This is a genomic window from Weizmannia sp. FSL W8-1119 (assembly GCF_038008605.1).
Classification (GTDB): Bacteria; Bacillota; Bacilli; order Bacillales; family Bacillaceae_C; genus Weizmannia; species Weizmannia coagulans.
In genome coordinates this window covers 2,628,082-2,651,511 of the sequence record NZ_JBBOZL010000001.1, presented here as the reverse complement: position 1 = coordinate 2,651,511, position 23,430 = coordinate 2,628,082, and the positions used below count along the sequence as shown (strand labels likewise).

General features: G+C 43.7%; 27 protein-coding genes. 13 read left to right on the top strand and 14 right to left on the bottom strand.

The window, feature by feature from the left end; genetic code table 11:
- The first annotated feature begins 42 nt into the window (after positions 1-42).
- The 4 genes from NSQ19_RS13015 (at position 43) to NSQ19_RS13000 (ending at position 5,130) form a co-directional block, all read left to right on the top strand.
- Complete coding sequence (locus NSQ19_RS13015; protein WP_340702978.1) at positions 43-1,752, top strand: MrcB family domain-containing protein; 1,710 nt, start codon at positions 43-45, stop codon at positions 1,750-1,752.
- A complete protein-coding gene (locus NSQ19_RS13010) occupies positions 1,724-4,171 on the top strand; it encodes a restriction endonuclease-like protein (protein WP_340702977.1) in 2,448 nt (815 codons plus the stop codon). The genes NSQ19_RS13015 and NSQ19_RS13010 overlap by 29 nt, the downstream gene beginning before the upstream one ends.
- A 303-nt stretch (positions 4,172-4,474) precedes the next feature.
- Positions 4,475-4,735: an AbrB family transcriptional regulator gene (locus NSQ19_RS13005; protein ID WP_340702976.1), complete on the top strand. Its 261-nt coding sequence runs from the start codon at positions 4,475-4,477 to the stop codon at positions 4,733-4,735.
- Positions 4,735-5,130: a type II toxin-antitoxin system death-on-curing family toxin gene (locus NSQ19_RS13000; protein WP_340702975.1), complete on the top strand. Its 396-nt coding sequence runs from the start codon at positions 4,735-4,737 to the stop codon at positions 5,128-5,130. The genes NSQ19_RS13005 and NSQ19_RS13000 overlap by 1 nt, the downstream gene beginning before the upstream one ends.
- Here NSQ19_RS13000 and NSQ19_RS12995 read toward each other — a convergent pair.
- The 9 genes from NSQ19_RS12995 to NSQ19_RS12955 all read right to left on the bottom strand — a co-directional run bounded on the left by NSQ19_RS12995 (position 5,089) and on the right by NSQ19_RS12955 (position 11,041).
- Positions 5,089-5,391: an immunity protein YezG family protein gene (locus NSQ19_RS12995; RefSeq protein ID WP_340702974.1), complete on the bottom strand. Its 303-nt coding sequence runs from the start codon at positions 5,389-5,391 to the stop codon at positions 5,089-5,091. The genes NSQ19_RS13000 and NSQ19_RS12995 overlap by 42 nt on opposite strands.
- Positions 5,392-5,846: 455 nt before the next feature.
- Complete coding sequence (locus NSQ19_RS12990; RefSeq protein ID WP_061575367.1) at positions 5,847-6,209, bottom strand: hypothetical protein; 363 nt, start codon at positions 6,207-6,209, stop codon at positions 5,847-5,849.
- Between the two features lie 16 nt (positions 6,210-6,225).
- The gene (locus tag NSQ19_RS12985; RefSeq protein ID WP_340702973.1) at positions 6,226-7,050 is read right to left on the bottom strand and encodes a hypothetical protein; all 825 of its coding nucleotides are present in this window, start codon (positions 7,048-7,050) and stop codon (positions 6,226-6,228) included.
- Complete coding sequence (locus tag NSQ19_RS12980) at positions 7,025-7,420, bottom strand: hypothetical protein (protein ID WP_340702972.1); 396 nt, start codon at positions 7,418-7,420, stop codon at positions 7,025-7,027. The genes NSQ19_RS12985 and NSQ19_RS12980 overlap by 26 nt, the downstream gene beginning before the upstream one ends.
- A gap of 207 nt (positions 7,421-7,627) precedes the next feature.
- Entirely contained in the window at positions 7,628-7,825 is a 198-nt protein-coding gene (locus tag NSQ19_RS12975; RefSeq protein WP_161655812.1) for a DUF4926 domain-containing protein, read from the bottom strand.
- A gap of 9 nt (positions 7,826-7,834) precedes the next feature.
- A complete protein-coding gene (locus NSQ19_RS12970; protein WP_340702971.1) occupies positions 7,835-9,586 on the bottom strand; it encodes an LXG domain-containing protein in 1,752 nt (583 codons plus the stop codon).
- Positions 9,587-9,590: 4 nt separating this feature from the next.
- Positions 9,591-9,869 (bottom strand): DUF5344 family protein, encoded by a 279-nt coding sequence (locus NSQ19_RS12965; protein WP_161655813.1) that lies wholly within the window; start codon positions 9,867-9,869, stop codon positions 9,591-9,593.
- 2 nt (positions 9,870-9,871) lie between these two features.
- Positions 9,872-10,222 carry a YwqH-like family protein gene (locus NSQ19_RS12960; protein WP_013860478.1) on the bottom strand — a complete coding sequence of 117 codons (351 nt, stop codon included), beginning with the start codon at positions 10,220-10,222 and terminating at the stop codon, positions 9,872-9,874.
- Positions 10,223-10,585: 363 nt separating this feature from the next.
- Entirely contained in the window at positions 10,586-11,041 is a 456-nt protein-coding gene (locus NSQ19_RS12955; protein WP_340702970.1) for a DUF4274 domain-containing protein, read from the bottom strand.
- Positions 11,042-11,678: 637 nt separating this feature from the next.
- Here NSQ19_RS12955 and NSQ19_RS12950 point away from each other — a divergent pair.
- From NSQ19_RS12950 to NSQ19_RS12930, 5 genes are all read left to right on the top strand, one after another.
- Positions 11,679-12,005 carry a hypothetical protein gene (locus NSQ19_RS12950; RefSeq protein WP_035191034.1) on the top strand — a complete coding sequence of 109 codons (327 nt, stop codon included), beginning with the start codon at positions 11,679-11,681 and terminating at the stop codon, positions 12,003-12,005.
- A 196-nt stretch (positions 12,006-12,201) separates the two neighbouring features.
- On the top strand, positions 12,202-12,420 hold the full coding sequence (locus NSQ19_RS12945) for a hypothetical protein (protein ID WP_014097104.1): 219 nt from the start codon (positions 12,202-12,204) through the stop codon (positions 12,418-12,420).
- A gap of 431 nt (positions 12,421-12,851) precedes the next feature.
- Complete coding sequence (locus NSQ19_RS12940; protein ID WP_340702969.1) at positions 12,852-14,903, top strand: catalase; 2,052 nt, start codon at positions 12,852-12,854, stop codon at positions 14,901-14,903.
- Positions 14,904-15,046: 143 nt separating this feature from the next.
- Positions 15,047-15,655: an aldose epimerase family protein gene (locus NSQ19_RS12935; protein WP_340702968.1), complete on the top strand. Its 609-nt coding sequence runs from the start codon at positions 15,047-15,049 to the stop codon at positions 15,653-15,655.
- A 9-nt stretch (positions 15,656-15,664) separates the two neighbouring features.
- Positions 15,665-15,904 carry a hypothetical protein gene (locus NSQ19_RS12930; protein ID WP_340702967.1) on the top strand — a complete coding sequence of 80 codons (240 nt, stop codon included), beginning with the start codon at positions 15,665-15,667 and terminating at the stop codon, positions 15,902-15,904.
- Here the strand turns inward: NSQ19_RS12930 and NSQ19_RS12925 are convergent.
- The 4 genes from NSQ19_RS12925 to NSQ19_RS12910 form a co-directional block, all read right to left on the bottom strand.
- Positions 15,899-16,033 (bottom strand): hypothetical protein, encoded by a 135-nt coding sequence (locus NSQ19_RS12925; RefSeq protein ID WP_017554043.1) that lies wholly within the window; start codon positions 16,031-16,033, stop codon positions 15,899-15,901. The genes NSQ19_RS12930 and NSQ19_RS12925 overlap by 6 nt on opposite strands.
- Positions 16,033-16,632 carry a DUF6609 family protein gene (locus NSQ19_RS12920; protein ID WP_340702966.1) on the bottom strand — a complete coding sequence of 200 codons (600 nt, stop codon included), beginning with the start codon at positions 16,630-16,632 and terminating at the stop codon, positions 16,033-16,035. The genes NSQ19_RS12925 and NSQ19_RS12920 overlap by 1 nt, the downstream gene beginning before the upstream one ends.
- Positions 16,633-17,005: 373 nt before the next feature.
- A complete protein-coding gene (locus tag NSQ19_RS12915; RefSeq protein WP_340702965.1) occupies positions 17,006-17,320 on the bottom strand; it encodes a hypothetical protein in 315 nt (104 codons plus the stop codon).
- Positions 17,321-17,489: 169 nt separating this feature from the next.
- The gene (locus tag NSQ19_RS12910) at positions 17,490-18,383 is read right to left on the bottom strand and encodes a fructose bisphosphate aldolase (RefSeq protein WP_340702964.1); all 894 of its coding nucleotides are present in this window, start codon (positions 18,381-18,383) and stop codon (positions 17,490-17,492) included.
- Between the two features lie 323 nt (positions 18,384-18,706).
- Between NSQ19_RS12910 and NSQ19_RS12905 the strand changes: the two genes are divergently transcribed.
- From NSQ19_RS12905 to NSQ19_RS12890, 4 genes are read left to right on the top strand one after another with little or no spacing between them, the layout of a single operon-like run.
- Positions 18,707-19,432, top strand: a complete 726-nt coding sequence (locus NSQ19_RS12905) for an ABC transporter ATP-binding protein (RefSeq protein ID WP_340702963.1) — start codon at positions 18,707-18,709, stop codon at positions 19,430-19,432.
- The gene (locus NSQ19_RS12900; RefSeq protein WP_014097127.1) at positions 19,429-19,533 is read left to right on the top strand and encodes a hypothetical protein; all 105 of its coding nucleotides are present in this window, start codon (positions 19,429-19,431) and stop codon (positions 19,531-19,533) included. The genes NSQ19_RS12905 and NSQ19_RS12900 overlap by 4 nt, the downstream gene beginning before the upstream one ends.
- Complete coding sequence (locus NSQ19_RS12895; RefSeq protein WP_340702962.1) at positions 19,530-20,753, top strand: ABC transporter permease; 1,224 nt, start codon at positions 19,530-19,532, stop codon at positions 20,751-20,753. Before NSQ19_RS12900 ends, NSQ19_RS12895 begins: the two co-directional genes overlap by 4 nt.
- Before the next feature lie 13 nt (positions 20,754-20,766).
- Positions 20,767-21,420: a TetR/AcrR family transcriptional regulator gene (locus tag NSQ19_RS12890; protein WP_340702961.1), complete on the top strand. Its 654-nt coding sequence runs from the start codon at positions 20,767-20,769 to the stop codon at positions 21,418-21,420.
- A gap of 181 nt (positions 21,421-21,601) precedes the next feature.
- Here NSQ19_RS12890 and NSQ19_RS12885 read toward each other — a convergent pair whose 3' ends face one another.
- A complete protein-coding gene (locus NSQ19_RS12885) occupies positions 21,602-23,083 on the bottom strand; it encodes an amino acid permease (RefSeq protein WP_340702960.1) in 1,482 nt (493 codons plus the stop codon).
- Positions 23,084-23,430: the final 347 nt, after the last annotated feature.

Sequence of the window (23,430 nt, the reverse complement as noted above, 5' to 3'; positions counted from 1 at the left end):
TGAAGTCTATTTTTACGTGCTATTAGAAAGTTGGATTAAAATATGAGTGATAAAATTATAGATTGTCTTCAAAAAGTAATGAATGAATATATTGCGGCCAAGAGAGAAAATTTTGGTAGTCATGCTTTAGGGAATTATGTAAGAAAAGAGATTCCCAAAAATTTTAAGGGGCTTTCTTTTTTTGACGAATCAAACTACACTATTACAGGCTCTGTCGGCCAGGGAAATTGGGCTTTTGTACCCTGGATCGCGATTATGAATAACAAAGTAACTAGCTCAACACAACGAGGCTATTATATTTCTTATCTTTTTAGCGAAGATATGAAGAGTGTTTATTTAACCATTGCCCAGGGTGTGACTGAGTCATCAAAAGAAGAAATGATTAAAACTAAAGAGGACATTCACCGTTTAATTCATCCAACGAGCCGTATCCAAAAAGATGATCAAATTTACTTAGGGACAAGTAGCATGGCTAAGAAATACGCTTTTTCAACAGCTGCCTATATTCGTTATGGTAAAGAAAACATGCCGGATGAAGAGCAACTTGAAGCTGATTTGAAAGAGATAATTCATCTTTATGAAAAATATATTAATATTAAAAATAATAAACATATTGAATATGCACTCCAGCCACAAACAAAAATGGTAATAGAGGACAAAAAAATGTACATGACCGACTCTGACCTCGTGACCCACATCCATCATTACATCATAAGCAAAGGTTTTTACTATACCAGAGCTGAAGTAGTGAATTTTTACCTTTCGCTTCGGACAAAACCATTTGTCATTCTATCCGGAATCTCTGGAACAGGAAAGACGAAGATGTTACAGTGGTTTGCGGAGAGCCTTGGGGCCACGGAAGGGAATGGGCAGTTTGCATTGATCCCGGTGCGGCCGGATTGGAATGATGGGTCGGATTTGCTAGGATATACGGATATTAAAGGGGATTTCATCGAAGGGCCATTGACGAAGGTGATCCGGAAAGCATTAGACCATCCGGATTTTCCCTATTTTGTTCTGTTAGATGAAATGAACTTGGCACGAGTTGAGTATTATTTTAGTGATATTTTGAGTGTAATGGAGAGCCGTCGATGGGAAGGCGGGAAAATAATTACTTCTCAGCTTTTTCCAAGAAATGAATACATAAGGCTTACACTGCCGAATAATCTGTACATCATTGGAACTGTCAACATGGATGAAACAACGCATCCGTTCAGTAAGAAGGTGCTGGATCGAGCAAATACGATTGAGTTTAATCGCGTACAGCTAGACTACTTTGATTTTCTGGAAGCAGGGGATCCTGTCGAGTCACTTACCATCACACAAGACCGTTTGCAATCGAAATATTTGTATTTAAAAGAGGTTTTTCAGGAACATCGCGAAATGGTGGAAAAGGCAACAGAAGTTTTGGTTGAAATCAATAAAGCATTGCAGCTCACAAATGCACAAGTCGGTTATCGTGTGCGGGATGAGATTTGTTTTTACTTGGCTTATAACGAAGAAGGCCATTTGATGGAATTTGAAGAGGCCCTTGACCACTGCATTTTGCAAAAAATCTTGCCGCGTATTGCGGGGAGTGATTCTCGAGTGGATCGGATGCTGCGATCCTTGTATACCATTTTTACAAACCGGCAATATGATGAGCAGTCACCTGACATCGAGAATGCGAAGTACCCCCGAAGTGCAGAAAAAGTCGTTGAAATGCTGAGGAGGCTTGAAGAAGATGGCTTCACTTCTTTCTGGGTCTCATGATGATGTGGAACTTGTAAAAATTGAAACGGCTGATTTTTCATTTGTGATGAAAGGAAAGCCATTTCATGCACGATATGAAGGGCTTAAGCAATATCGGAAAATGGACTTTCACGAACCCATGAAGTTTTTTGTGCAGGGGAAAGATGTTCAGGATGTCCAACTGTTTGATTTGGATGCCGAAAAGGTTATGCCAAACCTGGAAGTGCGGCCTATTTTTTTCGAAAATGGCATTTATCAAGTTATTGTTGTACCGAGATCATCTATCGAACTATCTTTTTATCATGAACATCCGCTTTTGCGCCAAGCAGTAACACCCGTCACGCTTGGCAACCAAACGATTTTAATGGGGAATTTACAGTTTCAAAATGAAGTGGGATTTACGACATTTGAGATACGTTCGGGGGATGAAAAACTACTTGAAGTCACGCTCGAGATCTTCCCGACTAAGCTGGATTATAAAAATGACTACAAAAAGATGCTGGAAGAAGTGAGTGATGAAATATACAACTTGGCTTTCCATTTTATCCGGAAAACGTATCTCGGTACCCGGTTGAAGCTTGATGGGCATCCGTCCAGAACGGAATTTTTTCGCTTGATCAGTAAGCATTTTGTGCAGTTTATCCAAGCAATAGCACGTATCGAACGCCAGCCCCATCACGAGTTGCAAAAAACGTATGAAAGGGCAAGAGGCGATCAGCTGCGGAAAGTGGATGCAACGGTTCGAAACGATTTGCGCAAACATTCAAGAACGTTTATAGAAGTCACAAATGGCATTCCAATGGGCAACAGGGTGGTGATGCCAACGAAGGGATTGCGAATCAAAAGGACCCTCACTGTTGATACCATTGAAAATCGCTATGTGAAATGGATGATGGAACGGCTGACACATAAACTAGCAGATTTGAAATCTGCCGTTTTCGCGGAAGATCAGAAATGGAACCTAGTGCCAGATTTAGATTTAATTGAGAAAATCGACAGAATAGCGCGCCAGCTGTCAGGAAAACTTCGCGATCCTTTTTGGCAAGGGATCGGAAAATTGGATCGCTCGGTAATGAGTTTGGTTATGCAAATGGCACCAGGGTATCGAGATGCTTATCAGATTTATCTTACCGTCTCAAAAGGGCTGATGCTACAGGGAAAAATTTATCAAATGTCGGTCAAAGATGTAGCTACTTTATATGAATATTGGACGTTTTTAAAGCTGGCGCAAATTCTCGGTCGTAAATATCGATTGGTCAGCCAAAACGTCATCCAAGTGAACCGTGACGGGTTGTTTGTGAACCTTGACACCAATCGAGAAGCACAGCGGGTGTATGAGCATCCGGTAACAGGGGAGCAGATTATCCTTACATACCAGAAATACGAAGGCCATTTACCAACGGTCCCGCAAAAACCGGATACAATGCTGCAAATCCAGAAGAAGGGCAAAGACTATACGTTCAATTACATATTCGATGCCAAGTACCGAATTGATTACGCGCAAGAAGGAAGTTACTACGGTAAAACCCCCGGTCCGATGGAAGAAGATATCAACACGATGCACCGTTACCGCGATTCGATTGTAGCGGCGGACGGCGGGCCGTATGAGCGCACGGCTTTTGGTGCGTATGTGCTTTTTCCGTGGTGGAATGAAGAAATGTATCAGGATCATCGCTTTTATAAAAGCATAGAAAAAGTGAACATCGGCGGCCTGCCGTTTTTGCCAAATGCGACGGAACTTGTAGAACGGTTTGTTGAGCGGCTAATTGACTTAAGCCCGGAAGAAATCCAGCGGGACGGTATTTTGCCGAAAGGGGCTTTGGAAGAATGGCGGTCCGGTCTGGAAGAGAAAGTGCTCGTGGGATTGGTGACGAGTGCGGAAGATTATCGCATGTTTCTTCAGGAAAGTTGTTACCGGATTGCAGCAGATCGGCTGAAAAAGGGCTGGCAGGAAGCGAAGTATGTGGCGCTATATGCGAGAGCCGGCGTAGCAAAGGAAAATGGCGTACTTGTATATGGGGAAATTGATGAAGTGGAGTTTGAAGGATCTGTGGCCGTATTTAAAGTAGTGCATTGGATCTCTTGCAATCCTGTGATCAGACCGGTTCATTATGGGATTGCCAGTTACGCGATGACGACGTTCCAAGCTTTGAAAGAAGCATCCGAATTGCCGGAGCTGTTTATGAAGTCGAAAGAAGAACTGGTGCTATGGCGGATGCTGCGGCGCGTATCCGATGAGATCCAGATTGAGCTGGATGATCGCGATATTGGCCGGGCGTCACGGGTGAAGGAATACCGTTTGAAGGATATATCAGTGAAGCTGGATGTGGCGAAGCAGCAGGTGGTGTTTGAAAAGGCAGGAGAAGAAAGGATTTTGTTTTCAAATGAGATTTTGAAGAACCCGGCCGGCGTGTTTAAGAAATTGATAGAGATATTGTAATTTTTGATCATGCATGTGAGCCCTTTGAGTTGGATGCGGAATTTTTGGGAAAATAGAGGGGAATAGCCTTCCTTGTATGCCTTGGTATTATGAAAAATATAAGTAAGAGGTTGCTTTCATTGCTGCCATTTCTGCTGAGCTTTTGCATAAACCGGTAAGTAACAGAATTTACCGCCTTGGCTTTTCATGCATCGTTAAGCAATATATGTTATAATATTATAACTTTAAATGGGTAAAACGGTATAAAAAAAACAATTGTTGACAAAATTGGTCATTAAAATGTTTGAAAAAGGCGGTGTTTCAATGTCAAATGCAGCGTTCGATAGAAAAGTGATTAATATCGGAAACAGCGTGGGTGTTATTTTTCCGCCGGAAGTACTCAAACATCTCGGCGTGACATCCGGTGAAGAAGTTACGATTGCACTCGGCGAAAAAGGGGAAGTTTCAATGAAAAAGAAACAAAGTATGAAGATTCCTGAAGGCGTTGATCCTGAATTGCTGGAGTACATGAGTGAAGGCATTAAAAAATACGATGAGACTTTTAAAGGGTTGGCGAAACGATAATGGAAGCCAGGCATTTGAATGCAAGAGAGGTTGCTGCAATGAATGCAGCATTAATCATGAAATACACGCCAGCAGAACAAATCGGAGTGAAAGATCAACATTTGCTTGAAAGCGCAGTAAACCGGTCTAAGGCAAGTGCATTCGGAGAGGATGCATATCCAACCGTTTGGCTCAAAGCAGCTGCATTATTTGAAAGCCTTGCGAAAAATCATGCTTTCCATAATTCGAATAAGCGGACCGCATTTCTGGCTGTATATGTTTTCTTGCGCTATAACGGTTATGAGTTAAGTGCCCCTCCTAAAGTGGCGGAAGACTTCACAGTTGAGCTGGTTATCGCTAACCCCCCAATGCCGTTAACAAAGGTAGCAGATTGGCTTGAATCGAATTGTAAATGAAGACCGGCCGCCATCCGGAATTTTTCCGTGGCACGAGGATTGTTCCTGCTCTTGTACGGCGAATTCATTCCATAACTCTTCGCAATAGTCATACAATAGATTTTCTAACTCATTGTAAGCATGTTTATCTATCTTAAAATTTTCTTCTATTTTTAAGCTGTAAACTAGCCCGTAGGTGAAGAACTCCGTCCGGCTTTTGGCATCTAGTCGTTCTATATATTTTAAAATATCAATCGCAATTTGAGATAAGCGAAAACGCAAAAAAAAATGATTCGATTGAAGATAAAATTTCAAGTGATTGACGGTCGTTTTGTGTTATAATTTTCATAGCATGAACACTCCTTGATTAATTGTTAGTTAGCACTTCAATTATACCAAGTTTCCAGTGTTCATGCTTTTATTTTTGCTCTAAACCCTTGTAAGACAAGTAATGAGAATGAATTTTAGTGTTTCAAGTTTTAGTTATCTATATAAAATGAACTAAACTTTGCTACTTTGTTGCCGACTGCAAAAATAATAATCATGAACACGGACGATTTTGTTTCAGCAAAAAACTTGTATACCTTGGCCTCTTCTCCTTAACATATCAGAAACATTAAAACAGTAATATACGGCATTTGAGCAATTTAATGGTTGTGCAAAGCATCTGTTTTTGTTTTCTCCGTCAGTCACAATGATTTAGCTTCCAAAGCTCCATCAAGGTATTTAAAATTTTTCTAAAAGATGTCTAATCTTTGGCACAAAAAGGATATGAAATCGCCGTCATTTATATCTCCAGGTATTTTATTATCTAGTTCCAATAAAAATTTCCCAACAACCACTTTTTCTTTCTCTTTATTAACTAATTTTCCTGTAAATCTATAGGAAAAATATTCATCCAGCTTTTCAATTGTGTACTTTGGACTTTCCACCTTAATAATATCAGAAACATTAAAGCAGTAAATTGGGTTCTTTAATACACACCCTTCTGAGTAATTTAATGGTTGTGCAAAGCATCTGATCTCGGTTTCTCCATCTGTCACAATCACATCAGCTTCTAAAGCTTCTTTGGAAATCCACTCTATATTTTTAATTTCCAATTAAAACACATCCCTGCTATTTATTTATTTTAATACCTATGCTTGGTGCTTTCTTTGCTAATTCTTTGACTGATTTTATATGAAATGTGGTTATATTTCCTGTTATTCTGTCTATACCTACAAAAGCATATTTAGCGCTGCCTTTTCCACCAATGAGTTTAACATATCCATTCAGTTCTGGAACATATTGACCCGTTTTCATTACATGATTAGCGTCATTAAGATAATTTTTTAAATTGTATTGACTTTTGCCCATTGCATCCATTATCTCTTTGCTATGCTTTTCAAAGTGTTTTATATCCCTATCTCTCTTGAATTTAAAAAGTTTTCGACTACTATTCCCCCATCTTTCCTCTGTCGCCTTCTGAATCCTGACTCCCAGCTCATCCATCACATTATACGGAATTTTTACAGGCCCTGCCCCGGCCGCTTCAAGTGCAGGAGCAAACCCTGTATTGACTTTCAGCTTCCCGGCTTTTTCTGCCAGATTCCCAGTCTTGGCAACTTTCGCAGCTGTGCCCAGTTTGCTGAGGCCTTTGTCGCCAAGAAGAGAAATTCCAATAGAAGCAAGCCCGTAGGTGAAGAACTCAGTCCGGCTTTTGGCATCGCCGTGGATGACATCCCGTTCAAAAGCATTTTGGACGGTCTGCCCCATATACTTTGCCATATCGATCGTTTTATGTGCGGTGCTGTTCAACGTTGCAATTGGGGAGGATTTAAGCTTGTTTCCATAATCAATAGCTTTCTTTCCAATTGAAGAATAAGTATTGTAATCTAAAGCTGATTTGCCTAATGAAAGGAGACCATTGATCGTGTCATCGATAGCTTTTTCCGGCACCATCATAAAATCCCTTCCAAATGTCAAGCAGGAGTGGATCGTCCGGGTTTTCTGAACCTGGAATGGCTTGTTTTGGGATTTCATCCACCAGTTCATAATGGGGCTGCTTACTGCTGGGCTTACGGTATTCCATCACCAGGACCCCGTCTTCATAGCGATGGAACTTGACGGACAAGTGGCCTTCAAAGTCCTTGCCGTCAACGGTTTGAACCGGTTTCACGCCGGCTTTCTGAATGAGCCCGCCTTCCAAACTGCGATAGGCTTCGGTTATTGATTTGGCAGGCGAATTGGCTCTGGAAAAGTTGCATCCATGGTCAACGTCACTCCCTGTAACTTGCTTTGCCTTTAACAGGTTAACCCAATAATACACCAAGCTTCCACCTCATTGAAGGTGGGGGCTATTTGACGTTTACTTTTAAAGGTATTGTACGTACTATGTAATTCGTAAAAAACTAATATAGGATTAAAAAGGCTTACTCATATTGTCTGTCTAATAATTGGATTATTCGTCAATGGGTAGCCCCAAAACAAGAAAAGAATCCTTGAAAGGCATTAAACCAATCAAGGTTTCATCATAAAATTATTTTATTTTTTTTATCTGATTTGAGAGAAAAACTCCTTGATACTTGACTCTGCCTTTTTCATCGACAAACTCAACCTCATAGGCTTTATTAGGTGTATCATAAACCATTATTATAGTGCCTATATCTCCTTTTTTTACCCCCTCGTTAGGGTCATCTTCTAAAACTATAACAGTATCGTATACTTCAAAACTCATTATCTTCACCTACTTTACAAATAGTGTAGTCATTTCAGGTGTATTTGAACCACTCTTAATAATCCATCCCGTTCTAACTGTGGCTGTTTTACCGTTTGCACCTTTTATTAGCATATCAACAGTATATCTCTGACCATATTGGTCTGCTTTCCCTAATGTAGCAGGTGTGTTTGCTAGATTTTTTTGAATTTGTTTCATTAGTTGACTAGCATTAGATTGATTATACCCTAGAGCACTCTCAAATACTTTTGCTTTATTCCCTCCAACTGGATGATTAGGATTTAAGGCATAATCAGTTAGTTTTCTAGGGTCTATTGTAGCTTTACTAAAGTTAGGAATTGCATTATCTATACCCTTATTACTTCCCCATCTTTCCTCTGTTGCCCTCTGAATCCTAACCCCCAGCTCATCCATTACATTATACGGAATCTTGATTTTTCCGGCCCCGGCTGCTTCCAATGCAGGAACGAACCCTGTATTGACTTTCAGCCTCTCGGCCTTTTCTGCCAGTTTCCCGGCCTTGACAGCTTTCGTAGCTGTGCCCAGTTTGCTGAGGCCTTTGTCGCCAATAAGTGAGATTCCGATAGAAGTTAGCCCGTAGGTGAAAAATTCCGTCCGGCTTTTGGCATCGCCGTGGATGACATCCCGTTCGAAGGCATTTTGGACGGCCTGCCCCATATACTTTGCCATATCGATCGTTTTATGTGCGGTGCTGTTCAACGTTGCAATTGGAGAAGATTTGAGCTTGTTTCCATAATCAACAGCTTTCTTTCCAATTGAAGAATAAGTATTACGATCTAAAGAGGACTTACCTAATGATAGGAGACCATTGATCGTGTCACCGATGGCTTTTCCGGCCCCATCATAAAATCCCTTCCAAATATCAAACAAGACCGGATCGTCCGGGTTTTCTGAACCTGGAATGGCTTCTTTTGGGATTTTATCCACCAGTTCATAATGGGGCTGCTTGCTGCCGGGCTTACGGTATTCCATCACCAGGACCCCGTCTTCATACCGATGGAACTTGACGGACAGGTGACCTTCAAAGTCCTTGCCGTCAATGGTTAGAACCGGCTTCGAGCCGGTTTTCTGAATGAGCCCGCCTTCCAAACTGCGATAGGCTTCGGTTGTGACAAACTGTTTCGGGTTGTAAGTGGCAATATCAAACGAACCATCACCCGCCATCGATTCCATTTGCCGGACAAACTTTATCATCGTGTCTATGTCCTGATCTAAAGCCTCGAGGGAGCGGGTGGCTTTTGTGTCAAAGTCATACAGCTGTTCAAGCGTCTTGTTTGCTTTTTTACGCGCTTTCTGGATTGGATGCAGTTTTTCATCAATGTCTAATGTCTTCAATTCAACAAGATCTGAAACTTCCCGCATTGCTTTATTGGCATCTTCCAGCAAATAGCCAATGGCGTTCTCCAGTTTTTTCAGTGCGGGGATGACACTATTCTGGATAAAAGCTTCCTCAATATAACCTTTCAGATCTGGTTCAAAGTATGACAAATCTTTAAGAATCTGGTTCAGCTGCCCATTGTAGTCGGCTAAAAACGACTGCAGATACAGGAGAAAAGGCTGGTGGAAATCCCGAAAATAGCCGCGTATCGCACTCCCGGCCTTGCCTTTAAACGCATCCTCCATGTTTACAAAAGAGTCGATCGCCTGTTGGAGGTCCGAAATTTGATCAGATTTCTCCTTTAAAGCCCTTTGCGTGTCCGTAACGACTTGTTCAAACGTTTCGACATCAAGGGTTTTCATGGCTTCACCTGCTCATCGCGCGGCCTTCAAAGCCTTTTTCCAATTGTTCATCGTATTCTTTCATGGCATGAACGACTTTTTGCGCTGCGGCTTCATTTTTTGATGTGACGGCCTGATATGCAGTGAGCAGGCTCTCCAGTTTTTGATTCAAATAGGCAAGCTGCTGAAGGGAAGATAAAGGATACGAATCCATGCCATCCATTGAAATGTCCAGGTTTTGTGCTTGTGAGCGGATTTTTGTAAGCGACTTTTCAACTGATCCGGATTGGATTTTGACTTCCATCTTCACACCCCTTTTTTGTACATTTTTACCATTTCGGCTCGAATGGCTGTTTCAATTTGGTTGTTTTGGGTGGTAAGCTTACTGATTTTTTCGTCTAGCAGTTGAAGGGCCGTATTGATTTGCTTTTCCGTTGCGTTAAAGCTTTCAAGCAGTTCGTTTTTTCGGACTGCCTGGAACTGCTTCGCGAGCTGCCCCTCCCAAGTTGAGGCGGACAGGGCGGGCTGAAGAGCGTGCTTTTCTTTCTCCGCCAGTGCGTGCTTTGATTCTAGTAGTGCCTGTTTGCTTTTTTTCAGCCGTTCCAATTCTTCCTGGTTTTGTGAGCGTTGAAAATTCAAGAGCGAAATGATACTCATGTTTACCCCCGGATTTCGTAATATTTTGGTTTTATTATCCAAGGTTGCGGAAACGTTGTCAATTTGGTGAGTGGCGGCATATAGGTGAATAGAAGGAGGGAATGGAAGAGAAATACAGAAAAATGCACTTACTTGGGGGCAAATTTGAATCTTTTTTAGTAAAAACTATCAAATTAAGGAAATAAAATAGGTCTTTCGATGGAGATTTCCGGAATGGTTATTTTTCAACCTTACATCCATCATGGTACTCCCCCCGCTAGTGATCAAGCGTTTTGCCGAAATATAGTGCTATTTCTAGTGGGATACAGGGGCAGCAGAAAAACAAAAACCTTGAAAGGCATTTAACGGCTCTAATCAATCACTTTATATTTTAGGAATATCAACCACTTCTCCTGGTGATTTGTTAATGAGCATATCAGGAATATCTGGATGGTTCTTTTTCAATTTATACTTTTGAATTTTTGTTAGCCCAGGGTTGAAAGAAATATTTTGATACTTAAATTCAAAATTAATAAGTTTATTATAAATTTTATTCAAAAAGGCCTTCCATTCCTTTAATGAAGAACTTGAAAATTCATCTGGATTTTCTAACATACGATATCCGTCTGCAAAATAAAACATTAGTAAACCTGTTCCTAAATCACAATTCTCATTCTCTAGAATAACCGTTGGGATATCAAATCCATTATTCCAATTATAATTTGCAGCAAAGTAATGAAGTAATAAAGAGTTGTTTATGTTTGCTAACTGACTGATTACACAGCTCTTATCTGTCTTATAAAGTAACTTTTCGAGAAAATTAATATCTTTCTTCTCCATAGATTTTTATCTCCTTACCTAAAATCATTAACTTGTAAATTATCAACACTTTGATTTTTTAACCGCTCATCGCTCAGCCTTGGAGGCCTGCTACCAATCGTTTATCCTCTTCCTTCATGACATGAACAGCCTTTTTGAATCAGATTTCATACTCAATATTCATAAATGGTTTGCTTTTATTATCTTGCGTTGTGGGAACGTCGTCAATTTTGTGAACATTGGTAAGTAAATATGATGGAACCTTTAAAGGGCTGGCAAAACGATAACGGAGCCATATATCTTAATGCGAGAGAGGTTGCTGCAATGAATGCAGCAGGGGAACAAATCGGCGTGAAAGATCAACATTTGCTTGTAAGCGCAGAAGAAAAAGGGGCACCTGCTTCATTTTTGCTTGCGCGTGAAAGATCAACATTTGCTTAGAAGTGTAGTAACTTGGTCTGAGGCAAATGCATTCGGGATCCCGAAGTCCGGATCAAATCAGCTGTTTATAGTAACAACAATGAATTGATGTACAATATACTTTCGCTGTCATTTGCATTTTCATTGGGAACACCTGGATTCGGTTTTAATATCTTATATTTACATAAAACATAAAAAATTATAAAATATTGATATGATGAAGGAAGGAGGAGTTATATTGAAAAAATTATTTGTATTATTAAGCTGTTTTCTGATTCTTGCGCTCGCATTAGTTGGATGTGGAAAAACAAAAGTGGATTTCACCACAAAACAGTTTGAAACTGCTCTCAATAAAGGGGAAAACGTAGAAGGGAAAACAGTTTCAGTTAAAGTGAACAAAATTGTGCCCAATAGCGTATTCGGTTACAATATTGAAGCCGGAAAACATTTGAACTTTGTATCAAATGATAATCCTGATGTCAAAAAAGGGGAAACGGTAATATTGAAGGTTAAACAAGTAAAAAGCACACTCGGTTCGTATATTATTTATTACGAGAAAAAGTAAGTTGAATAACCTAAAAACGCATCTCACCAGAGAGGTCAGATGCGTTTGCCATACAATATTTCTTACATGACCGTCCTGACCAATATTTTTGCTTGGTTTTTATCTTCAATTAATTGGTTGAAGCCTCTATCAAGGGTGTGTTGATGATTTCAATGAAAAACCTTATTCTCGTTAGAAACAAGGAGGGTATAAAAAAATGAGACCCACTACCCAACTGAAAAGAACGGTTGAATGGACTATAGACAATAAAAAGTTAAAAATTATAAATGTTCCATACGAAAAACTGCCGGTTGATGGAGAGATCTTTTACGACGCTGATGTATCTATTCGGATAATGATGTTAAAAGATCTAATGTTGGCAGATCGCATTCCTCCTATTGTTGACTATGAAATCGTCAAAGACTTTCCTGTTTAATATTACACATATTAGATATCCACATGAATCACTTATGAAATATTTTGTAAGTGATTTTTTATTTTTACTCTCAATCTGTGCCTAAAATTTTCATTTACTGCCAAATAGATCGCCTAATTGGAATATCCACCAAATATAACCCATTCCTCATTAGGTGATCTAATGAAAAGATTTTGATAGCCCCCCGAAGGAACGAATTGGAAATGAAGGCCGGCCGTCATCCGGAAATTTTCCGGGGGACAGGGAGCGAGCGAAAACGCCAAAGGATCAATTGTAAGTGCGATTGCTGAATGGAGCAGCGGGTATGAAAGCTGGTGGGCTCCGCTAACACGAAGAGGCGCAATAACGATTTGCGGTTTGCCTTCCTTTTTTGCAGGGTACGAAATGAATGAGGAGTGATGATCCAATGCAAAGAGTGGAGGCAGATATGAATGAGTAGTGAACGGAAACCGGGCCAAAATGAGAAGGATCGCCAACTGGAACAGTTTCGCTCCATTGATGAAGGAAAACCAATGTCGACAAACGAAGGGTTAAAACTTTCAGAAGATGAATTTTCTCTGAAAGCGGGCGAACGCGGCCCGACTTTGATGGAGGATTTCCATTTTCGTGAAAAAATTACCCACTTTGACCATGAACGGATTCCTGAACGCGTTGTCCATGCAAGAGGTTATGCTGCACACGGCGAATTTCAGGTTTACGAATCCATGAAACCTTATACAAAAGCGAAATTTTTGCAGGATCCTGCTGTAAAGACGCCTGTTTTTGTGCGCTTTTCGACAGTTGCCGGTTCGCGGGGGTCGGCGGATACCGTCCGGGATGTGCGCGGATTTGCAGTAAAGTTTTACACGGAAGAAGGAAACTATGACCTTGTCGGAAACAATATTCCGGTTTTCTTTATTCAGGATGCCATTAAATTCCCGGATTTGGTGCATTCCTTTAAACCTGAGCCCCATAACGAAATTCCACAGGCCCAAACGGCACATGATACGTTTTGGGATTTCGTTGTGAACAACCAGGAATCCGCCCATATGGTGATGTGGCATATGTCGGACAGGGCGATTCCGAGAAGCTTCCGGATGATGGAGGGTTTTGGCGTCCATACATTCCGGTTTGTAAACGAAGAAGGAAAGGCCCGCTTTGTTAAATTCCATTGGAAACCAAAGCTTGGTGTCCATTCGCTGGTATGGGACGAAGCCCAAAAAATTGCCGGGAAGGACCCGGATTTTCATCGCCGCGATTTGTACGAAGCCATTGAGATGGGGAATTATCCGGAATGGGAGCTCGGTGTCCAGATGATTCCAGAGGAAGATGAATTTGCTTTTGACTTTGATATCCTCGACCCGACGAAAATCTGGCCGGAAGAAGAGATCCCGGTGAAAATTATCGGGAAAATGACGTTAAATCGCAATGTCGATAATGTCTTTGCCGAAACTGAGCAGGTTGCCTTCCATCCGGGCAATGTGGTACCGGGAATTGATTTTACCAATGACCCGCTGCTGCAGGGTCGCTTGTTCTCATATACGGATACGCAGCTGATCCGCCTGGGCGGGCCGAACTTCCATGAGCTTCCGATTAACCGGCCGGTGTGCCCTTTCCATAATAATCAGCGCGACGGATATGGCCGCCAGACAATCAATGTCGGCCAGGTCAGCTATCATAGGAATTCGCTTGCAAATAATACCCCGTCTGTTTCAAGCGTACAGGAGGGCGGTTATGAACATTACCAGGAAAAAGTGGAAGGCCGTAAAGTGCGAAACCGCAGCAAGAGTTTCGAGGATCATTTTTCACAAGCCATCCTGTTTTGGAACAGCATGGGGGAACCGGAGAAACAGCATATTATCGAGGCCTTCAGCTTTGAACTCGGCAAAGTAAAAAGCAAGTCGATCAAGCAAAAGGCAGTCGATATGTTTGCCAATGTCAGCACCAAGCTTGCGAATGCGGTCGCAAATGCAATTGGCGTAAATCCGCCTGAAAACGCAGAGGATCCAAAACTGGAAAAGTCTTCTCCGGCGCTCAGCATGCTGAACACGGTTATGCTTCCTGATACACGTAAAGTTGGCGTGATTCTTGGTAACCAATTTAATGAGCCTAAAGTGGCAGCAGTCGTGAAGGGCTTGCAGGCTGCAGGAGTCCTGCCCGTCATCATCAGTGATAAAGCAGGTGATGTAAAAGGTACAGACGGGACTGTTTTTGAGGCAACAGAAACATTCCTGACAAGCAGTTCTGTTTTATTTGATGCGATTTATGCAGCAGGCGGGCAAGGGTCAACCCCTGCATTTGAAAAAAATGCCGCACAATTTATTCATGAGGCTTTTATGCATTATAAAGCAATTGGCGCCACGTTTGACGGCGTTGTATTTCTGGAAAAAGGAAATCTGTTAAACCAGGCGGGGGTGGTCACGGGAGAAGATCCCCGGCAATTTACAGAAGAATTTGTAAAGGCGATTGCAGCTGACCGCCATTGGGACAGGCGTTTGATATGATTTTAAGATAGCAGGGAGCGGCGGATTCTCCCTGCTATTTTTTTACATCCAAAGATTGGGTGGACTGCAGTTTTTGGTGTAGAGAGTTTTCACGAATGGTATAATAAAACGGATGTTCAATACTTAACAAATCGAGGGATCACATGTACAGCATAGAAGAATTTGACCGGAAAGGCATGCACTTTTTCCGCTTGAAGGGGGAAGGGGCTTTTGTGGAAGTCTGCCCTGAACGGGGCGGAATGATCACAGCCATTCATATTGCAGATGAGGATTTGCTGTATATGAATGAGGAAACGCTGTTTGATCTTGATAAAAATGTCCGCGGCGGGATTCCGGTTCTGTTCCCAATCGCGGGGCAGCTCAGGGGCAAGCAGTATGAATGGGAAGGCCGGGTGTATCAAATGGCCAACCATGGGCTTGTTCGGACGCGCCCTTTAGAAGTGGCAGGCCAATCGTGCGGCACGGATCATGCGGAAATCACTTTGGTTTTCCATAGCACACCAGAGACGCGTGTTTCCTATCCGTTTGATTTCGAAATGCAGTTAACGTACCGCTTAGCGGGCGGAAAAGTAACCATCCTGCAGAAAGCCACAAACCGGTCAGTAGACTCGATGCCGATTTGCCCGGGGTTCCATCCATACTTTGCCATCCGGGATAAAGCGCTGGAACTGGAGACCGCTGCAACAACTTATTTCGATTACAATGGCCACAAAGAAAAGCCACTTACTGGGAAACTGGAGATGGCGGGATGAAAAGAATCCGTGATATTTGAAGGTGGTTCAGTAAAGGCAGCTTTCCATGCCACAAAGGATCTCGCCATTGAAGCAGACGAACATTTCCGTTACACTGTCGTTTGGGTGGAAGGGGATGCGCCTTTCGTCTGCATCGAACCATGGGTCGCGAAAAACGAAGCGCTGAACACGAAAGAAGGGCTGATCCTTGTAAAACCGGACAAACCCATTGTACTGGAAGTGAACTTTTACCTGGAAAACAAATCATAAATCATTCAGCTGTTGCTGATGACCCGGAATTTTTCCGCCATTCCTATGAGCAAAAATTTCAGCTTTCATGAGAAAAAGCGGCGATTCCCGGACAATAGAAGGTATCGCTGCTTTATTTGCCATTTTCATTACGGTTTATCTGCTTTTAAAGTTTCTGATACCGTTTTTTCCAGGGTTAGCGGGTTTTTAGAACGCAATAAAATGATCCCAAAAATGCCCATGACCGCTACATCCGCATAAGCGAAAGTAGTGAAAGGGACGTTTGAAAGCAGCATGCCGGCAATGGCGTTTGCCGAACAAAGGGCACCAAGCGGCAGCATGATTTTTCCGTGCACGGCGGCAAACGGGAAAAAGTGGATGCCGAATGCCAAAAAGGCCGCAAGCCAGATCATCCGGTATTGATGCGAGGCAAAAAAAGGCCCGCCCATTCCAATGAGTAAAAGTACAGCCAGGAAAATTGAAATCACGGTCATTCGATTTTGAAAGCGGCTTGGACGGCCGAATGCCAGCTTTTTGTAAACCCACTTGTTTGCCAGGATCAAGGCAAATCCGAGAAAATAACCGGTAGCAAAAATCGGGATGCTGATCATTTGTGCTCCTCCGAAAAGGGTGCCCACGAGAATGACCGCTGCAATCCAGACCAGCCACAGCCCGCAAATCCTTTTGGACAAGAAAGTGAGCGGTTCGCCTTTTACGTAACCTAACGATTTAAGTAATGTAGAAATCATCTCAATCCCCTTTTGAATGTTTTCTTCTGCCTTTTTACCTGCTTTTAACAGCGGGAGCCGCAAGCCATGGGTAATAGAGAGCCGTTACATATAAGTATAATCGAAAAGCAGAATAAAAAATAGAAAATTTTGTGTAATTTTGCTGTTTTTCACGAAAGTATGCCTAAGAACCACCGCCGGAAAAGCCTAAAAAACTGGCAGGACTCCACCATTAATAAGTGCCTCACCGTTTTCTTGCATTCTAACTTTTTCAGTGCCTTCCAGAAAATACAGCGTTTTTTTCATCTAAATTGGACATGTTAATGAACAAAACCAATTTGGAGTGAACCAGTTATGATTACAAAACGGCACCCATGCTTCACGCGTTCGTGTGTCACCCGCCGCTTCCCGGATGAGCGCCCGCAAAGCTGCAGGCGTAATATGCTTCAACTGTCGCAGAAAGATTGCCGCCGTTTTCTTCATCGGCGAAAAGCTTCCATGCCCCGTTATCGGACTGTTTGCTTAAAATTCTTTGCGCGAGCCCCCGGATCAATTGGTCTTCCTGAACCGCCAGCGTCCTTAACAGAATGATCATGTAGGCATCGGTTGTGATGCCGGTGTCGAACGGATAGGCCCATGAACCATCAGAAGACTGGTCCTGTTTGAGCCTATTGATAAGCCAATCCATTTTTTGATCCCATTTTGTCATGGCGCCATTCCTTTCTTTTTTACGATACATATGCACAAAGCGGGGAAACATGATGGTTTTTTTGCGCGGTCTCTCCCGCAAAATGCATCTTTTCAGTTTGAAAAAATCTTCCCGCCGCCATCATCCAAATAAAAAACCAGCAGGACTGCGGTCGCCCTGCTGGTTTCTGTTAGTTTTTATTGACAGAAGCATCATAGATCGATTTTACTGCTTTTTCCAAAGCGGCATTAAATTCTTCATCTGTCTGGCTGGCGTTGAGTTCCCCGGTTAAAGCACGCGAAAAGCTTGCGATGATGCCATCGTTTTCTTTCAGTTTTTGATTGGCTTCTTCGCGGGAATAGCCGCCGGAAAGGGCAACAACGCGGATAACGCGCGGGTGCTCAACCAATGCTTTGTAGACATTTGGCACGGTCGGAATGGTGAGCTTCAGCATCACATGATCCTTTTCCGGCAATTCGTTCAGATGATTGAGTAGTTCTGCCTTTAACAATTCCTCGCATTTTTCTTTGTCTGCACTATGGATGTCTACTTCCGGTTCAATAATCGGAACGAGGCCTGCCGCGAGGATTTGTTTTGCCACTTCAAACTGCTGGTCAACCACGGCTTTAATGCCTTTCGGGTTGGCTTCCTTAATGACGGAGCGCATTTTGGTCCCGAAAATATGGTGTTCATTTGCACGCCGGAGTGTCGCATCCAGATCCGGGATCGGCTTCATCAGCTGAACGCCGTTTTCAAGATTCGCAAGCCCTTTGTCCACTTTTAAAAACGGGACAATGCCTTTTTTCTCGGCCAGGTATTCCGCAGTGTACAAGCCTTCAATCTGGCGGTCCATCGTTTGTTCGAATAAAATAGCGCCGAGGATGTATTTGCCATCAAAAGCCGGAGAAGTGATGATTCTTGTCCGCATTTGGTGGATAAGATCAAACATTTCGTCTTCGTTTGAATAGGCATCTTCCGGCACGCCGTAGTTTGCCAACGCTTTCGGTGTGCTGCCGCCGCTTTGGTCGAGCGCCGCAATAAAACCTTTTCCGTTCTTGACTTTGTCGAACTGCGTTTGGTTCATCATGATCTCTCCTTATAAGGTTTGTTGAAGGGCCTCTTTTTCTTCATATCCCGATGAATGAAAAAGAAACCTCTATGCATAAGCATACCACTACTGATTGGGAGAAAAAAATAATATATTCCGTTAGCGCATCGTTTCCGCTGTTTCCCATATTCTAATGTTAAGATTGTCCCAATGGCTCCGATAATAAGCAAAAAATGGAGAATGGGGCAGATTTTTGCCGGATTTAAAGTGACCACTCACTTTTTATTGACAGCCAGCTTTCTTCATGGCAATATAGTAAGTGAGTCATTACTCACTTATCTAAAAGAGGAGGGCCGGGGATGGAAGCTGCGGTTGTGATGGAACATATAAGCAAGCAGTTCGGGAAAAAGCCTCTGTTAAACGATATCCGTTTGAAAATCGGGAAGGGCCGGATTTACGGCTTGATCGGGCCGTCGGGAGCAGGGAAAACCACTTTGGTCAAAATGATTGTCGGGATGGAAAAAACGGATGCTGGCACGGTCCATGTGCTGGGAGAAAAGATGCCGAATCTTGAAGTTTTGCAGCATATCGGCTATATGGCGCAGTCAGACGCATTGTATATGCAGCTGACCGGGAAGGAAAACCTGAAATTTTTCGCATCGCTCTATAAAATGGGGAAAGCGGAACGGCATGAGCGGATTGCCTACGCGGCGGGCCTTGTCCATTTACAGGATGACCTCAATAAAAAAGTGTCTGCCTATTCCGGCGGGATGAAACGGCGGCTGTCGCTTGCGATTGCGCTGATCCAGGATCCGGAATTGCTCATTCTGGACGAACCGACTGTCGGCATTGACCCGGAACTAAGGGCAAATATCTGGGATGAACTGCTCCGCCTCAAAAATGAAGAAGGCAAAACGATGATCGTCACGACGCATGTGATGGATGAAGCGGAAAAATGCGATACGGTCGCCATGATCCGGGAAGGAAAAATTTTGGCGCACGGCTCACCGGGCGAGTTGAAAGCAATGTATGAAGCAGCCGGCTTAAATGAAGTGTTTTTGAAAGCGGGGAGGACCGGAAAATGAAGAGAACCAGCTTTTTGCTCGATACGGCCGGATTAAAAGAACTGCTTCAAACAGATGATGCAAACCGGATATTCCTGAAAGCAGGGAGGGACGGGCAATGAGGACAGCCGCACTCATCAAAAGAATTTTGTTGGAAATGCTGAGGGACAAACGCACATTGGCGCTGTTGTTTCTCGCGCCGCTGTTGATTTTGACGCTTATGTACTTTTTCTTTAACGGCAGCTCAACCAGCCCGAGACTCGGGATCAGCCACGTGGACGCAAGCCTTGTAAAAGTGTTGGATAAAGCGGATATGAAAATCAAACACTATGAAACAGTAAAAGATCCGGAGCAAACCGTGCTGAATGGAAATCTTGACGGGCTGCTTGTAAAAAAAGGCGGCGCGTATGTCCTCACTTTGCAAAACAATGATCCGTCTACTGCCAAATCGCTGCAGATGAAAGTGAAGCAGGCGATTGCGGCGGAATCCACGCAGCAGCTGGCCGAACAAATCAAAGCACAGGCAAAGACGCTCCAAGGTGTGCAGAAAATCATTGCCTTGCAAAATGAGGCACAGCATATATTGATGAAACAGGTTCCCGCGCAGTCACCGGCCTTTGGGAAAGTGCAGCAGCTGGAAGAACAGGCGGAAAAAACGAAACAACAGTTGCAGGCGCCGGTCAAAGTGGCCTTTTCTAAACCGGATGTATCGGCAAAATATGTATACGGCAGCAGCCATACGGTATTTTTTGATGTGCTGAGCCCAATTTTGGTTGGTTTCTTCGTTTTCTTTTTCGTATTTTTAATCTCCGGCATCGGACTTCTAAAAGAACGGACATCTGGCACGCTCGACCGCCTAATGGCAACGCCGGTCAAGCGGGGCGAAATTGTGGCTGCTTATTTGGTGGGTTTCGGCATTTTTGCTGTCATCCAGACCGTGATTGTCGTGTTTTACGCGGTGAACGTGCTGGATATGGTGCTTGCCGGTTCACTCTGGAATGTCTTGCTCGTTAATTTGATGCTCGCGCTTGTGGCGCTGTCTCTCGGGATTTTATTATCGTCTTTTGCGTCTTCAGAGTTTCAAATGGTACAGTTTATTCCGCTTGTCGTGGTGCCGCAGATCTTTTTCTCCGGCATTATTCCGTTAAAAGGGATGGCCGTCTGGCTGCAGGCGCTTGCAAAAGTGATGCCGATTTATTACGGTGCCGATGCCTTAAAGCGGGTCATGTATGAAGGCATGGGCCTTGGGGATGTATGGAAAGACTTGACGGCGCTTGTTGTTTTTGCAGTGATTTTTATTCTGCTCAATATTGTCGCGTTGCGGCGTTACCGTGCGCTGTAAAGGGGGAGAAAATTTGCCAAAATATAATCTTCTGGAAGCAATGAAGGAACAAACGAAGACGGACGCAAAGCTGACGGATAAAAAACAAAAAATCATGGAGGCAGCAATTTCTCTGTTTGCAGAGAAAGGATATGGCAATACGCCGACAAGCGAAATCGCAAAAGCGGCCGGCGTTGCAGAAGGGACGATTTTCCGGCACTTCGGCACGAAAGACCATTTGCTTGTTTCGCTGATCGTTCCGTTTTTAAAAGATTCGATTCCTTTGATGGCGGAAGAGCTTTTTGAAAAACTGCTGTCAAACCATGGCCTCGGTTTTGAGGACTTTTTGCGGAACCTGCTCCGGGACCGGCTTCTCTTTTTAAAACAGAACAGGGAGATTTTCCAAATCATCGTAAAAGAGTTTTTTTATAATGAAGAAATCCGCCATGAACTGATGCCGTATTTTGCGGAAAATATCGGTTCCCGGCTGGTGCAGGTGATCCGCACTTTCCAGGAACGCGGGGAGCTTTCAGACCGGCCCGCGGAAACCATGGCAAGGCATATCTTTTTTTCAATCGGCGGCACATTTATTTTTAAGTTTGTCTTCGGGCTGAACGTATCCCAGGATGAAGAGGCTGAGATTGAATCCGCCGTCCGGTTTATCATGGACGGGGTGCGGAACAGATAGGCGCATCTGCGGCAAAATAAAAGAACCCGAAATTCCGGGTTCTTTTCTGCTATTCGGGGCTTGTCAAACGAATCCGGCTTTGCGTTGCTTCATGACGATTTCAAGGGCAAAGTTTTTCCGGCATTTTTTATAAAAACATGTCCAGGCCGGAGCTCCCAAGCCTAGGACTTTAGAGCCCGGTTTATTTATTGGGTTCTGCGATTGCATGGAAATCGTGTGCATCAAGCGGCACGATTTTTGTTTTTCTTGCGATTTTGTATCCGAACCACAAGACGAGAAAGAACGGGATGCCAAGATAGGCCGCAATGACATTTCCCCAGTTAATATGCGGGGCGAGGAATGCCTGGTAGTCCTGGGCGAGTGTCACAATCAGGCAAACGGCAATGGCAAAAATCGGCCCGAATGGATACCATTTCGCTCTGTAAGGCAGTTCACTGAGCGCGTGCCCTTGCGCGAGAAAAGCTTTGCGGAACCGGTAATGGCTAACGCAGATGCCGAGCCAGAAAATAAAGCCGGTGATGCCGATCGAATTCATCAGCCAGATATATACAACACCGTCCCCGAAAATGGAAGTGAAAAACGCAAGCATACCGACAACTGCGGTTAAAATCATGGCCGGCACCGGGACGCCGCGCCTGTCAAGCTTTGAAAAAATACGCGGGGCCTGTCCTTCCTTTGCCATCGCGTAAAGCATGCGCGTGGATGCGTACAGGCTGGAATTGCCGGCTGACAGAACAGCGGCCAGGATCACGGCATTCATCATCGAAGCTGCAAATGAAAGGCCGGCTTTTTTAAAGACAAGCGTGAACGGGCTGACGAGAACATTTTCGCTTTCCAGGCTGCTGTTTGTATACGGGACAAGGAGCCCGATGACAAGGATGGCAAGCACATAGAATAATAGAATTCTCCAGAAAACATTTTTAATCGCTTTCGGCACATTTTTCGCCGGATTTTCGCTTTCCCCGGCGGCAACCCCGACAATTTCCGTCCCCTGAAACGAAAAACCGGCCGCAATAAAGACGAGAAAAGTGCCGAGAAACCCGCCCGGAAACGGCGCCTTCCCTGTAGTGAAATTTTTTACGCCGGCTGCTTCCCCGCCAAGAAGGCCAAAAACCATCAATAAGCCGACCACAATAAATAGAATAATCGCCGCCACTTTGATGAAAGAAAACCAGTATTCCCCTTCGCCATAACCTCTGACGGTCAAATAATTGAGCAGGAAAATGAGCACAAAAAAGGACATGCTCCATAATAACGACGGGCTGTGCGGAAACCAGAACTTCATGATCATAATCGAAGCGGTCAGTTCGGCAGCAATCGTCATCGCCCAGTTGAACCAGTAAGTCCAGCCAATTGCAAATCCGAAAGCGGGATCGACGAATTTTGTCCCGTATGTGCTGAACGCGCCGCTTGTCGGCATGTAGGCGGACATTTCCCCAAGGCTTGTCATGACAAAATACACCATTGCCCCGACCAGTGCGTATGCGACAAGTGCCCCGCCCGGCCCCGCCGAATGGATCGCCGCGCCGCTCCCGAGAAACAGGCCGGTTCCGATGGAGCCCCCGATCGAAATCATCGTTAAATGGCGTGCTTTCAGTTCTTTTCGGAGTGTCCTGCCCTGCTGCTTTGGAAGATGGATGTCCTGCTGCTTTTCCAATTCCATTTTTCTTTCCCCCCTTCATTCGTTTCATGAGAACGATTGCAAAAATGTATATATTCTCATATCAGGACTTTTTGCAATTTTCATGCCAAAGGCGGAGGAGCTGTTTTTCGTGAAGCAAACGCGATGCATGCAAAATTTTTTTGCACATGCGCGAACCATGATTTGGCGCCGGCATGATTATGTTGCGGGCCGCGAGTGCATTTCCCTTCAGGATGCAAAATCCATTTGCATGCGGCTAAAATAATGTCAAAAAGAGGGTCACACACAGACATGGCGAACATGAGACCCCGGCGGCCCGATTTCTGCCGGGATGCTAATAAAAATGCCATTGTGTTTGTAAATCAGGG